Source organism: Geodermatophilus chilensis (assembly GCF_002802985.1).
GTDB lineage: Bacteria > Actinomycetota > Actinomycetes > Mycobacteriales > Geodermatophilaceae > Geodermatophilus > Geodermatophilus chilensis.
The window spans coordinates 14,737-27,301 of record NZ_NVPT01000074.1 but is presented as its reverse complement, the minus strand read 5'-3'; the positions used below and the strand labels follow the sequence as shown (position 1 = coordinate 27,301).

The 12,565-nt window shown below is 74.7% G+C and carries 15 protein-coding genes; 10 read left to right on the top strand and 5 right to left on the bottom strand.

The features are described 5' to 3' along the window. Positions 1-132: 132 nt before the first annotated feature. On the bottom strand, positions 133-510 hold the full coding sequence (locus tag CNO22_RS13965; RefSeq protein ID WP_232807026.1) for a hypothetical protein: 378 nt from the start codon (positions 508-510) through the stop codon (positions 133-135). Between the two features lie 181 nt (positions 511-691). On the opposite strand from CNO22_RS13965, the gene CNO22_RS13960 reads away from it, so the two are divergent. Further along, the gene (locus CNO22_RS13960; protein ID WP_198588318.1) at positions 692-1,789 is read left to right on the top strand and encodes a hypothetical protein; all 1,098 of its coding nucleotides are present in this window, start codon (positions 692-694) and stop codon (positions 1,787-1,789) included. A gap of 40 nt (positions 1,790-1,829) precedes the next feature. Here CNO22_RS13960 and CNO22_RS13955 read toward each other — a convergent pair whose 3' ends face one another. Both CNO22_RS13955 and CNO22_RS13950 read right to left on the bottom strand, forming a co-directional pair. Further along, positions 1,830-2,261 carry a DUF2795 domain-containing protein gene (locus tag CNO22_RS13955; RefSeq protein ID WP_100499947.1) on the bottom strand — a complete coding sequence of 144 codons (432 nt, stop codon included), beginning with the start codon at positions 2,259-2,261 and terminating at the stop codon, positions 1,830-1,832. 40 nt (positions 2,262-2,301) lie between these two features. Beyond that, positions 2,302-2,511 (bottom strand): hypervirulence associated TUDOR domain-containing protein, encoded by a 210-nt coding sequence (locus CNO22_RS13950; protein ID WP_100499946.1) that lies wholly within the window; start codon positions 2,509-2,511, stop codon positions 2,302-2,304. A gap of 278 nt (positions 2,512-2,789) precedes the next feature. On the opposite strand from CNO22_RS13950, the gene CNO22_RS13945 reads away from it, so the two are divergent. The 8 genes from CNO22_RS13945 (at position 2,790) to CNO22_RS13910 (ending at position 11,181) form a co-directional block, all read left to right on the top strand. After that, a complete protein-coding gene (locus tag CNO22_RS13945; RefSeq protein WP_100499945.1) occupies positions 2,790-3,560 on the top strand; it encodes a siderophore-interacting protein in 771 nt (256 codons plus the stop codon). Positions 3,561-3,754: 194 nt separating this feature from the next. Beyond that, entirely contained in the window at positions 3,755-4,477 is a 723-nt protein-coding gene (locus tag CNO22_RS13940; RefSeq protein ID WP_232807025.1) for a response regulator transcription factor, read from the top strand. Further along, complete coding sequence (locus CNO22_RS13935; protein ID WP_198588317.1) at positions 4,474-5,988, top strand: sensor histidine kinase; 1,515 nt, start codon at positions 4,474-4,476, stop codon at positions 5,986-5,988. Before CNO22_RS13940 ends, CNO22_RS13935 begins: the two co-directional genes overlap by 4 nt. 30 nt (positions 5,989-6,018) lie before the next feature. Next, positions 6,019-6,732: a PaaI family thioesterase gene (locus tag CNO22_RS13930; protein WP_100499943.1), complete on the top strand. Its 714-nt coding sequence runs from the start codon at positions 6,019-6,021 to the stop codon at positions 6,730-6,732. Continuing rightward, the gene (locus CNO22_RS13925; RefSeq protein WP_100499942.1) at positions 6,729-7,478 is read left to right on the top strand and encodes an inositol monophosphatase family protein; all 750 of its coding nucleotides are present in this window, start codon (positions 6,729-6,731) and stop codon (positions 7,476-7,478) included. The genes CNO22_RS13930 and CNO22_RS13925 overlap by 4 nt, the downstream gene beginning before the upstream one ends. Positions 7,479-7,573: 95 nt before the next feature. Then, positions 7,574-8,482, top strand: a complete 909-nt coding sequence (cysD, locus tag CNO22_RS13920; protein ID WP_100499949.1) for a sulfate adenylyltransferase subunit CysD — start codon at positions 7,574-7,576, stop codon at positions 8,480-8,482. After that, positions 8,482-9,822 carry a sulfate adenylyltransferase subunit 1 gene (locus tag CNO22_RS13915; RefSeq protein WP_232807024.1) on the top strand — a complete coding sequence of 447 codons (1,341 nt, stop codon included), beginning with the start codon at positions 8,482-8,484 and terminating at the stop codon, positions 9,820-9,822. The genes cysD and CNO22_RS13915 overlap by 1 nt, the downstream gene beginning before the upstream one ends. 129 nt (positions 9,823-9,951) lie before the next feature. Next, a complete protein-coding gene (locus CNO22_RS13910) occupies positions 9,952-11,181 on the top strand; it encodes an MFS transporter (RefSeq protein ID WP_157936945.1) in 1,230 nt (409 codons plus the stop codon). 55 nt (positions 11,182-11,236) lie between these two features. Here the strand turns inward: CNO22_RS13910 and CNO22_RS28355 are convergent, their stop codons facing one another. Further along, a complete protein-coding gene (locus tag CNO22_RS28355; protein ID WP_198588316.1) occupies positions 11,237-11,413 on the bottom strand; it encodes a hypothetical protein in 177 nt (58 codons plus the stop codon). A 74-nt stretch (positions 11,414-11,487) separates the two neighbouring features. Next, positions 11,488-11,877, bottom strand: a complete 390-nt coding sequence (locus tag CNO22_RS13905; RefSeq protein ID WP_100499940.1) for an ATP-binding protein — start codon at positions 11,875-11,877, stop codon at positions 11,488-11,490. A 227-nt stretch (positions 11,878-12,104) separates the two neighbouring features. On the opposite strand from CNO22_RS13905, the gene CNO22_RS13900 reads away from it, so the two are divergent. After that, positions 12,105-12,470 carry a hypothetical protein gene (locus tag CNO22_RS13900; RefSeq protein WP_100499939.1) on the top strand — a complete coding sequence of 122 codons (366 nt, stop codon included), beginning with the start codon at positions 12,105-12,107 and terminating at the stop codon, positions 12,468-12,470. Positions 12,471-12,565: the final 95 nt, after the last annotated feature.

Below are 12,565 nucleotides of genomic sequence, written 5' to 3'. Positions count from 1 at the left end.
TAGAGATTTTTGTGTTACTTTGTAATTGTCATCTATCATTTATTGTTATGATGTCTACATGTCTTGCTGCTTGGTTTTTTTTTAGATTGACGATGCACCGTGAGTATTAACCGGTATGGGTCGCCGCCAGGGTTACATGTTTTGAACGGTCCGGTACCGGCTGAGCGCGCGCCGGCCCCCGCCGAACCACCGGCGTCCCGAGGGCGTCCGGGCCGCCGGTGGTTCGGCGGGGGCCGGCGCGCGCTCAGCCGGTACCGGGGGCAGGCCGCGGCGGCGCTCCGGGGGCCGCTCGCCGGTGGCCAGGGGCAGCGGGATCTCGCCGGTGCGGGCGGCCCGGCGGCGGCCCACCTCGCCGCCCTGGCGGGCGATCAGCTGCTCGACGGTGATCGGCTCGCGGGCCGGCGCGCCGCTGCCCGCAGCCGGGGACGGCGCGGCCGGGCGACGCCGGCCGCGGAGACGCCCGGACGACCGGGCCTCCCCCGCCTCGTCGCGCGTGCGCTTGTTCCCCACCCGTGCCGACTTCCCATCGTCGAACTGCCGCCCTGGCGGGCACCGTCGCTCCCGGCTCGCGCGCGGAGGTACCGCTGCGCAGTCGGGCAGTCACCCACGATACGGGCGCGGAGGCCTCCGGCCGGGTCGGACGCGCGGGATCGGCGGGCAGGACCCTGCGCGCCGTCGTAGCGTCCCCGAGGTGAAGCTGCCGTTCGTCCCGGGCCCGTCCGACGTGATCTCCGCGGTCGAGGGAGTCCGCGAGGGCGTCACCGAGGCGCTGGCGCTGGTCCCGCGGCTGGCGACCGTCGTCGGGCGCGTGGAGTCGCTGCTCGACCGGGTCGCCACCGTCGTCGACCGGATCGAGGACGTCGTGGACCGGGCCGACGTGGCGATCGCGTCCGTGGAGGGCACGCGCCGACGGGCGGACGACGCCATCGCCGCCGTGGGCGCCACCCAACAGAGGGCCGACGACGCCATCGCCGCCGTCGGCACCACCCGCCAGAAGGCGGACGAGGCCATCACAGGCGTCGGGGCGACACGCGAGAAGGCCGACGCGGCGATCGCTGCGGTCGCCCAGACACGGCAGAGCGCCGACGACGCCATCGCCGCCGTCGGCACCACCCGCCAGAAGGCCGACGAGGCCATCACAGGCGTCGGGGCGACACGCGAGAAGGCCGACGCGGCGATCGCCGCCGTGGGCACCACCCGCCAGAAAGCCGACGAGGCCATCACGGGCGTCGGGGCGACACGCGAGAAGGCCGACGACGCCATCGCCGCCGTGGGCGAGACCCAGCAGAAGGCCGACGAGGCCATCGCCGCGGTCGGCACCACCCGCCAGAAAGCCGACGAGGCCATCACGGGCGTCGGGGCGACACGCGAGAAGGCCGACGCGGCGATCGCCGCGGTCGGCGGGACGATCTCCGCCGCGGACGGCGCGGTGACCCGGGCCGACGGGCTGCTGGGCCGGGTCGACCCCATGGTCGACGTCTTCCAGGAGCCGCTGCTGGCCCTGGCCCCGGCGGTGGGCCGCCTCGCGGCGAGCATCGACCCGGCCGAGGTCGAGGCGGTCGTGACCTTCATCGACCGGCTGCCCCAGCTGATGACGCACCTCGACGAGGACATCCTGCCGGTGATCGGGTCCCTGGGGTCGGTCGGCGAGGACGTGCACGACCTGCTCGACACCATGCAGGACCTGCGGCACGTGGTGAAGGGCTTCCCCGGCTCGCGGCTGCTGCGCCGGCGGGGCGCGGAGGAGATCGCGGAGGGCGAGGAGCGGGAGGCCGCCGAGGGAGCGTGACGGCCGGGAGCCGGTGCGCCCGGCTCCCGGCCGCGGCCGGTCAGGTCTCGGTCGGGTAGCCCAGTGCGCGGACGACGTCGCCGATCCGCTCGTAGGTCTCGCCCTCGGGGAGCCGCCGCAACTCGTCGACGACCCCGTCGGGCGCCCGGTGGTCCAGGGCCGCCTCGACGAGGGCCGGCCCGTCGCTCGGGAAGTCGGCCCGGTCCAGCCAGCGGGCCAGCTCGGCGCGGGCGACGACGGCGTCCTCGGTCATGCCCACCGGGACGCCACCGACCAGCGTGCCGGCGGGATCGGCGGTGATGTCGGGATCACCCTCGGCGATCGGCTCGACCTCGCGCCACTCGTGGGCGCGGGTGGCGTGCTCGGCCTTGAGCATCCCCTGGATCTCGTGCTCGAGTTCCTCGTCGACGCGTGGGCTGTGCTTGGTGCTGCGGGCCGCCGTCCCGGCGAACTGGTCTTCGGTCTCGCTCACGGTCGTCCTCCTCCTGGTGCCGTCATGTGTGCTGCGCCGGTCACTTCTCGTGCAGGGCCGCGGGCTTGTGCACCGCGGTCTTGCCGCTCTTGTCGCTCTCGACCTCGTACTGCGGCTCGTCCTCGCTGGCCTTGACCTTCCGGCCGGCCGCCTCCGTCTCGGACGTGATCTTGCGCTTGACGGTGCCCTCGACCTCCTGGCCGTGGCTCTTCCAGGTGACGTGGTCATCCTTCTCGACGTCGTCCGACACGTGGCCCTCCCCGGGTGCTCGGCGCGGTCCCCCCGCCTCTGCCCGGCGCGGACGCCGGACACACATCACCCGTACGGGGGCCCGATCACCCGTGCGGGCGCTGACGCGGGCCCGTTCGTCACGTAGCGTCCTGTCCGACGGGGAGCGACACGCCGTTGTCGCTGCTCAGAGCCGGGTGCGCGGACACGCAGCGTGACTCCTCCGTCCTCGATCGCCGGCCCGGTCGACCCCATTCCCCCGGGGTCGGCCGGGTCGGCCCGCATCTAGGCTCGGGGCCCGTGACCGCCCCTGACCCGACCCGGCCGGTCGACGTCCTCACCGTGACCTCGGTGCACGACGTCACCCCGTCGGTCCGCCGCATCGTGCTCGCCGGCACGCCGGCGGCGGCCGCGGCGGCCGGCCCCACGATCTCGCTGCTGGTCCCCCGGGTCGGCGACCCGGCGCCGCGCTGGCCGACGGTGCAGCGGGACGGGCGAATCGTCTGGCCCGAGGGCGCGCACGGGGTGAGCCTGCGCAGCTACACCGCCCGCCGGCAGGACGCCGAGCGCGGCGAGGTGGAGATCGACTTCGTGCTGCACGGCGACGGCCCAGCGGCGACCTGGGCCGGTGCCGCCGTCCCGGGGACGACGGTCGCCGTCGCCGGCGGCGGCCCGCTGGGTGACCGCCCGGCCGGGTGGCTGCTGCTGGCCGGCGACGAGACGGCGCTGCCGGCGATCACCCGCATCCTCGCGGCGGCGCCGCCGGCGACCCGCGGCGTCGCGCTGGTGGAGGTCGCCGACGCCGCCGAGGAGCAGCCGGTCCCGGCGCCGGAGGGGGTGGCGGTCCGCTGGCTGCACCGCGAGGGCACCCCACCCGGCGAGAGCACGCTGCTGGCCGACGCCGTCGCGGCGCTGGAGCGACCCGAGGGCGAGGACCTCTTCGCCTGGGTGGCCGCGGAATCGGCGACCGTGCGCGCGGTGCGCGCCGACCTGCGTGGCCGATGGGGGCTGGGCCGGGCGCAGCACCACGCGATCGGCTACTGGCGGCGCGGCCGGGCGATGGGCGGCTGAAAGCGGACCCCTTGCCCGCCGCCACTCGCGGGCTCGCGGCGGGACCCTGCAGGGGGCCGCCGTCCTCCCCACCCCTCCCACGCTCGGGACGGGACCCGCCGTCCAGACTCCTCACAGGGAACGCCCAGGGCTGCTCCAGCAGCGCCCCCCATCCTCGTGACATGACCACCGCAGCGCGTTCGACGGGAGGTGCTGTGACCAGCACCGGCAGGAGCACAGGCCCGGAGGCCCGCCTCCTCGTGGTCGACGACGAGCCCAACATCCGCGAGCTGCTGTCGGCCAGCCTCCGCTACGCGGGCTTCGAGGTGGCCACGGCCGCCGACGGGCAGCAGGCGCTGGCGATGGCGGCGTCCTTCCGCCCCGACCTGCTGGTCCTCGACGTGATGATGCCGGGGCTGGACGGCTTCGGCGTCGTCCGCAGGCTGCGGGAGAGCGGCCGGCACACCCCCGTGCTGTTCCTGACCGCGCGCGACGCGGCGGAGGACAAGGTGTCCGGGCTGACCCTGGGCGGTGACGACTACGTCACCAAGCCGTTCAGCCTCGACGAGGTGCTCGCCCGCATCCGGGCGGTGCTGCGCCGCAGCACCGGGCCGCAGCGCCCCGCCGACGCGCCGCGGCTGTCCTTCGCCGACATCGAGCTCGACGAGGAGTCGCACGAGGTGGTCAAGGCCGGCCAGGTGGTCAGCCTGTCGCCGACCGAGTTCAAGCTGCTGCGCTACCTCATGGCCAACGCCGGGCGCGTGCTGTCGAAGGCGCAGATCCTCGACCACGTGTGGAACTACGACTTCAACGGCGACGCCAACGTCGTCGAGTCCTACATCTCCTACCTGCGCCGCAAGGTCGACACCACCGAGCCGCGGCTGCTGCACACCATCCGCGGCGTGGGCTACACGCTGCGGCTGCCCCGCGGGACGTGACGACGTCCCTCCGCCCGGGCCGTCGCGGGACGCGCCTGCCCCTGCGGATCACCCTGGTCGCGCTGATCGTGGCGCTGGTCGGCGTCGCGCTGACCGCCACCGGCTTCGCCGCGACGCGGATGCTGCAGCACTACCTGGCCGACCAGCAGGAGGACGAGCTCCGGCAGGTCGTCGACGACTACGCGACCGACCGCATGGTGCTCGACGCCTGCCTCGACGGCGTGGACCGCACCATGCCCGCCGGCTACCTCGTCGGCTGCCTGGCGCCGGGCTCCGAGGACCTCACCGTCGTCTACGTCCCCCCGCCGAAGGCCGGGGACCTGCCCGACGTCGACGACGACGCGGTCCCGTCCGGCGGCCGGCCGCACACCTGGTCCAAGGACGGCGACTGGCAGCTGCTGACCTCCGACCTCGGCGGCGGCTACACCCTGGTCGTCGGCGGGGACCTCGGCCGCGACGAGCGGGTCATCGGCCGGCTGGTCGCCATCGAGGTGATCGTCGGCCTGGTCGTGCTGACCGTCCTCGGGGCCGCCGCCTACGTGCTGGTCCGCAACAGCCTGCGCCCGCTCACCGAGGTGGAGCGCACGGCCGCCGCGATCGCCGCCGGCGACCTCTCCCAGCGCGTGCCGGCCGGCGACGACCGCACCGAGGTGGGCCGGCTCGCCACCGCGCTCAACGGGATGCTCGGCCGCATCGAGCACGGGTTCCGGGCGCAGCAGGCCTCCGAGGAGCAGGCCCGCGCCTCGGAGACCCGGATGCGCCGGTTCGTCGCCGACGCCAGCCACGAGCTGCGCACCCCGCTGACCTCGATCCGCGGTTTCGCCGAGCTCTACCGGCAGGGCGCGGTGGGCAGCCCGGAGGAGACCGCGCGGCTCATGCAGCGGATCGAGTCCGAGGGCGCCCGGATGGGGGTGCTGGTCGAGGACCTGCTCCAGCTGGCCCGCCTGGACCAGCAGCGCCCGCTGACGATCACCCCGGTCGACCTGGCCGAGGTCGCCGGCGACGCCGTCCACGACGCCCGCGCCGTCCAGCCCGACCGGCCGATCACCCTGCACCTCGACGAGTCGCTCAGCGAGGTGCCCGTGGTCCTGGGCGACGAGGCCCGGCTGCGCCAGGTCGTCGGCAACCTGGTGACCAACGCGCTGGTGCACACCCCGCCGACCGCGCCGGTCACGGTGAACATCTCCGACGAGCCGGCGCCTGCCGACGGGACGGCGGACGGCGACGACGGCGGCGTGGTCGTGCTGCGCGTGGCCGACCGGGGTCCGGGCATGGCCCCCGAGGACGCCGCGCGGGTGTTCGAGCGCTTCTACCGCGCCGACCCGTCCCGCGCCCGGACGGCGGGCGGCACCGGGCTGGGGCTGGCCATCGTCAGCGCGCTGGTCGCCGCGCACGGCGGCACGGTGCATCTGGACACCGCCCTCGGCCGGGGCGCGGCGTTCACCGTCCGGCTGCCCCGCTCCGGCCCGGGCCCGTCGGCCCCGCCGGTGCCGGACGGATCGGCGGCCTGAGCCCGCAGGCGGTCCGGTTACCGTCCGCGGGTGACCTCCGACGCGGGCGGGCAGCCCTACGACGCCGACCTGATGGCCGCGGTGACCGAACTCGGCACGGCCCTGCGGGAGCTGGTGGACGCCTCCGTGCTCACCACCGTCCCGGCCGACCAGCTGCGGGCCGCGGCGGCCGACGCCCGGGCCGTCACCGCCCGCCTGGCCGCCGCGCAGCGGCCGGCGACCCAGCTGCCCGTGCTCGACGACCCGCTGGTCTTCCGTCGCGTCTACAACCCGGTGAGCGGCGTGGGCAGCGCGCTGGCCCCGCCGGTGCGGATCCGCCCGGTCGACGGCGGCGTCGTCGGCGAGGCCCTGCTCGGGCCGGCCTACGAGGGGCCGCCCGGCTACGTGCACGGCGGGATGAGCAGCCTGCTCATGGACCAGCTGCTCGGCTCGGCCGCCATCGCCGCGGGGCTGTGGGGCATGACCGTCCGGCTGGAGGTGGACTACCGCCAGCCGGTGCCGCTGTCGACGCCGCTGACGATGCAGGCGCAGGTCACCGAGGCCGCCGGCCGCAAGTGCGTCGTCACCGGCACGATCGCGACCGCGGCGGCGCCCGACCGGACGCTGGTCGAGGCCCGGGGCGTGTTCGTCATGCCGCGCGAGGAGCGGCACGCCGACTACTTCGGCGGCATCACGGACGCCTCCGGCCGGCACCGGCCACCGGGGCGCCCCACCGACGCCACGGCCCTGGCCGACCGCTCGTGACCGACGTCGAGGTCGCCGCCGCCGCGGCCCGGGCGGCCGCCGCCGTCCTCACCCGGCTGCGCGCGGAGGGCCGGCTCACCGGCCGGGAGCTCGGGGACGCCGGCGACGCCGGTGCGCAGGCCGCGATCGCCGGCGTGCTGGCCGAGCAGCGTCCGGACGACGCCGTGTTCAGCGAGGAGGCCGTCGACGACCGCCGCCGGCTGAACACCGACCGGGTGTGGATCGTCGACCCCCTCGACGGCACCCGGGAGTACGGCGAGACGCCGCGGCCGGACTGGGCGGTGCACGTGGCGCTGTGGGCGGCGGGTGAGCTGACGGCCGCCGCCGTGGCGCTGCCCGCGCTGGGCGCGGTGCTGGTCACCGACCCCGCGCCGGTGGTGCCCGCGCCGGGGGACGGCCGGCCCCGGATCGCGGTCAGCCGCAGCCGCCCGCCCGAGATCGCCGCCACCGCGGCGGCCGCCCTCGACGCCGAGCTGGTGCCGATGGGCTCGGCCGGGTGGAAGGTGACCGCCGTCGTCCGCGGCGAGGCCGACGCCTACGTGCACGCCGGCGGCATGTACCAGTGGGACTCGGCCGCGCCGGTCGCCGTCGCCCGGGCCGCGGGGCTCACCGCCGTCCGGCTCGACGGCTCGCCGCTGGTCTACAACGGCCCGGACGCGTGGCTGCCGGACCTGCTGGTGTGCCGCCCCGAGCTGGCCGACCCGCTGCTGGCGGCGGTGCGACCGGGGTCACCGCCGACCGCGTAGCGCGATGGCGGAGACTGGGGGCGGGAATCCTCCCCGGGCCGGTGCGGTTGGTGCTGGCTCGAGCCCTGTCCCCGACCCTCCGGAGCACCGAGCGCGTGAGCATCCCTGACTACCGGCTCTCCCAGCTGGAGACGCTGGAGGCCGAGTCCATTCACGTCATCCGCGAGGTGGCCGCGGAGCTCGAGCGCCCGGTGCTGCTCTTCTCCGGCGGCAAGGACTCCATCGTGATGCTGGAGCTGGCCCGCAAGGCGTTCGCGCCGGCCCGCATCCCCTTCCCGGTCATGCACGTCGACACCGGGCTGAACTTCCCCGACGTGCTGGAGTTCCGGGACAAGCGGGTCGCCGAGCTCGGCGTGCAGCTGATCGTCGCCTCGGTGCCCGAGGCCATGGCGAAGGGCCTGGTCAAGGAGGAGCCGAACGGCTCCCGCAACCGCATCCAGACCCCGGTGCTGCTCGACGCGGTCGAGCAGCACGGCTTCACCGCCCTGTTCGGCGGCGCCCGCCGCGACGAGGACAAGGCGCGCGCCAAGGAGCGGGTGTTCTCCTTCCGCGACGAGTTCGGCCAGTGGGACCCGAAGAACCAGCGTCCCGAGCTGTGGGACCTCTACAACGGCCGCATCCACCTCGGTGAGTCGATCCGCGTCTTCCCGCTGTCGAACTGGACCGAGCTGGACATCTGGCAGTACATCCTCCGCGAGCAGATCGCCATCCCGCCGCTGTACCTCGCCCAGGAGCGGGAGGTCGTCGAGCGTCAGGGGATGCTCTACGCGGTCAACGAGTTCATCCGCCCCAGGGACGGCGAGCAGCCGTTCCGCGCGACGGTCCGGTACCGCACCGTCGGCGACGCGAACCTCACCGCCGCCGTCCGCTCGGAGGCCACCACGGTCGAGGAGGTCATCGCCGAGATCGCGGTGACCCGGATGACCGAGCGGGGCGCGACCCGGGGCGACGACAAGGTCAGCGACGCCGCCATGGAGGACCGGAAGAAGGAGGGCTACTTCTGATGGCTCCCGAGACGTACCCGACCGTGACAGACGCCGACGAGCCGGTCGACGTGCACTCCCCCGTCGCCGAGCACGCCGTCGAGCTCGCCACCGCGCGCAAGGACATCCTGCGCATCGCCACCGCGGGCTCGGTGGACGACGGCAAGAGCACGCTGATCGGCCGGCTGCTCTACGACAGCAAGGCGATCTTCGAGGACCAGTACGAGGCCGTGGCCCGCGCCAGCAAGGGCGACCACGTGGACCTCGCGCTGCTCACCGACGGCCTGCGCGCCGAGCGCGAGCAGGGCATCACCATCGACGTCGCCTACCGCTACTTCGCCACCCCGCGGCGCACGTTCATCCTGGCCGACACCCCGGGCCACGTTCAGTACACGCGCAACATGGTCACCGGCGCCTCGACCGCCGACCTGGCCATCGTGCTGGTCGACGCCCGCAAGGGCATGGTCGAGCAGAGCCGCCGGCACGCCTTCCTCGCCTCCCTGCTGCGGGTGCCGCACCTGGTCGTCGCGGTCAACAAGATGGACCTGGTCGACTGGTCGGAGGGGGTCTTCGAGGCGATCGCCGACGAGTTCAGCGCGTTCGCGGCCAAGCTCAGCGTGCCGGACCTGACCGTCGTCCCCATCTCGGCGCTGCACGGCGACAACGTCGTCACCCACTCGGCGAACACGCCCTGGTACGAGGGGCCGACGCTGCTGCACCACCTCGAGCACGTGCACGTTGCCAGCGACCGCAACCTCACCGACGCGCGGTTCCCGGTGCAGTACGTCATCCGGCCGCAGACCGAGGAGCACCACGACTACCGCGGCTACGCCGGCACGGTCGCCAGCGGGGTCTTCCGGGTCGGCGACGAGGTCATGGTGCAGCCCAGCGGCCTGCCCACGACGATCGTCGGCATCGACGGCCCCCGCGGCCCGGTGGACGAGGCGTTCCCGCCGATGGCGGTGACGCTGCGGCTGGCCGACGACCTCGACGTCTCCCGCGGCGACCTGGTCAGCAAGCCGGAGAACGCCCCGACGGCCACGCAGGACCTCGACGCGCTGGTCTGCTGGATGACCGACGAGCCGCTGCGGCCGCGGCAGCGGATCACGGTCAAGCACACCACCCGCACGGCGCGCGCGATGGTCAAGGAGCTGGCCTACCGGCTCGACGTGAACACCCTGCACCGCGACCGGGAGGCCACCGAGCTGGGCCTCAACGACATCGGCCGGGTCCGCCTGCGGGTCACCCAGCCGCTGTTCGTCGACGACTACACCCGCAACCGGGTGACCGGCCGCTTCATCCTCGTCGACGAGGCCACCAATGCCACCGTCGGCGCCGGGATGCTCACCCCTGCCGGCTGAACGAGGACCCCGTCCTGCCCACCCCTCGTGGCAGGACCCTGCAGGGGGCCGGGCCGAGGAGGCGGCCCCTGCCCGGCGTCCCGTGAGCCTGCGAGCGGGGCGGGGCAGGGGTCTGCCTCCAGGCCGGTCGTGGGTGAGGTGACGGGGACGACGCGCTCCCGCTGGGCGGCGCTGCTGTTCGTGGCCGCGGTCGTCGCCGTCGCGCTCAACCAGCGGCCGGCTGTCGTCGCCGTGGCCCCGCTGCTGGGCGACCTGCGGGCCGACACCGGCCTGTCCCCGGCGATGGCGGGGCTGCTCACCACGCTGCCGGTGCTCTGCTTCGGCGCCTTCGCCCCGCTCGCCCCGCGGATCGCCCGCCGGGTGGGGCTGGAGTCGGCCGTCGCGGCGTCGCTGCTCGTGCTGGCCGCGGGCATCGCGCTGCGGCTGTTCGAGCCCGTGGCCCTGCTGTACGCCGGCAGCCTGCTGGCGGGCGCGGCGATCGCCGTCGCCAACGTGCTCATGCCGGCCTACGTCAAGCGCGAGGCGGCGCGGCCCGGCCTGGTGATGGGGCTGTACTCCGCGTCGCTCAACGTCGGGGCGGCCGTCGGGGCCGCGGCCACCGTCCCGTTCGCCGCGGCCGTGGGCTGGGGGTGGCGCGGCGGGCTGGCCGGCTGGCTGGCGCTCGCGCTGGCCGCCCTGGCGCTGTGGCTGCCGGTCGCCGGCACCGGCCGGGGGCACCGGGCCGCCCGGGACGCGGTGCCCGGCGGCGGGTCCTGGTCGCTGCTGCGCCAACCGCTGGCCCGCCGGGTGACGGTGTTCATCGGCCTGCAGAGCGTGCCGTTCTACTCGATCAGCGCCTGGCTGCCGACGCTGCTGGCCGACGCCGGGGTGCCGGTGTCCGAGGGCGGCCTGCTGCTCGGGCTGAGCAACGTCGTCGGCGCGGTGGGCGCGCTGCTGGCACCGGCCCAGGCCGGGCGGATGCGCGGCCAGCGCCCGCTGGTGCTCGCCGTCCTCGCCACCTACGTCGTCGGCCTCGGGGGCCTGCTGCTGGCGCCCGGGCAGGGCACGCTGGTCTGGGTCGCCGCCTTCGGCCTGGCTCAGGGCAGCGGCTTCGCCCTGGCGCTCACGCTCATCGTGCTGCGCAGCCCCACCCCGCTGACCGCGGCCCGGCTCGGCGGGGTCGCCCAGTGCGTGGGCTACCTGATGGCGGCCGTCGGCCCGCTGGCACTGGGCTGGCTCTACGACCTCACCGGCGGCTGGACCGTCCCGGTGCTGCTGCTCGTCGCCTGCCTGGTGCCGATGACGTGGGCCGGCTGGGGGGCCGCGCGCGACGAGGTCCTCACCACCGGCGAGCGGCCGCGGGCGGCCAGCCCCGTCTGAAAGAGGACGCCGGGCGCGACCTGTCGGTCACGCCCGGCGGAGGTTCGCTGGGGGATCAGCCGGCGGGGTCGGCGTTGGGGTCGGGCGCCTTGCTGGCATCGCCGTCCCAGTCCTTGCCCGCCTCGTCGGCGTGCTCGGAGATGCTGTCGGTCTGCTCGGCGACGGTGCGCACCATCTCCTCGTCGGAGAGCCCCTCGCCCGCGCTGTAGGTGTTGCCGTTCGGCTCGCTCATGCCGTCTCCTCCTCGATCGATCGGTCCTCCCGCCGGTCCCCGGGAGCCGTCGTCGGCAAACCCCCGGCCAGGGGCTACGGCAGCGGGGCCGCGAGCTCGAACCACACGGCCTTGCCGTCGCCGTGCTCCTCGACCCCCCAGCGGTCGGCGATGCTCTCCACCAGTCGCATGCCGCGTCCCCGGGGGGCGCCGGCCTCGAGGTCCCGCACGACCGGGCGGAGGGCGGAGCCGTCGACGACCGTGATGCGCAGCCAGTCCTCGGACAGCGAGAGCTCGAGGGTGAAGGAGGCCTCGCCGGCGACGTGGTCGACGACGTTGGCGACGAGCTCGGTCACGAGGAGCGCGGCGTCACCGGCGTCGTGCGCCGCGCTCCAGGCACCCAGCAGGTCGAGCACGAGGTGCCGGGCGACCGGGACGCTGGCCGGCACGGGTCTCAGGTCGACGGCGGCGGTGAGCGTGGACATCGGGTCTCCCCTCGTCGTCGGGGTTCCGAGCGCACGCGAACCCGTGGGCGCAGACCACGCGTCGCACCACCCCGTTGCACACAACTTATCCGTCACACTGGTTGCATGCAACGACCATTGCTCCGCGAGGGAGGTTGCGTGTCACGGGCCTTGCGCTCCGACGCGCAACTATGGATAGTGAGCAACTGGGTTGCCTACATCCATCCCCCACCAGAGTCGGAGGGCCCGTGTCGACCGAGCGCACCGAGCAGGACCCGGCCGTCCGAGCCCTCAACGAGCTCATGGCCGTGCTGGACGACTGCATGACCGAACTGGGCGGCGCCCGCGTGCGCGCCGAGAAGCTGCTCGAGGAGCGGCAGAGCGGGCGTGCCTGGCTGGACATCGTCACCGCCGAGTCCCGCCCGCTGGTCGTCGAGCAGATCAGCTCGGTGATGGCGGCCCTGGCCAGCGCCGGGGGTGCCTGGCGGCGCGAGCAGGCGCACGCGCTGGCCTCCGAGCAGGTCAGCATCAACCGGATCGCCGCCATGTTCGGCGTCACCCGGCAGCGGATCTCCGCCCTGCTGCGCGAGCGCGCCCGCAGCCCTCAAGCCTGATCTCCCGGCGGTTTCCGCGGAAACCGCCGCCCAGGCCTGACGTCTCGGCGGTTTCCGCGGAAACCGCCGCACGTCGGCCCCGTCCCGGGCCCCGC

Excerpts from the sequence above, each read along its gene's own strand:
- CNO22_RS13905 (WP_100499940.1), bottom strand. The coding sequence starts at position 11,877 with ATGTCCACGCTCACCGCCGCCGTCGACCTGAGACCCGTGCCGGCCAGC.
- CNO22_RS28355 (WP_198588316.1), bottom strand. The coding sequence starts at position 11,413 with ATGAGCGAGCCGAACGGCAACACCTACAGCGCGGGCGAGGGGCTCTCC.
- CNO22_RS13915 (WP_232807024.1), top strand. The coding sequence starts at position 8,482 with ATGGCTCCCGAGACGTACCCGACCGTGACAGACGCCGACGAGCCGGTC.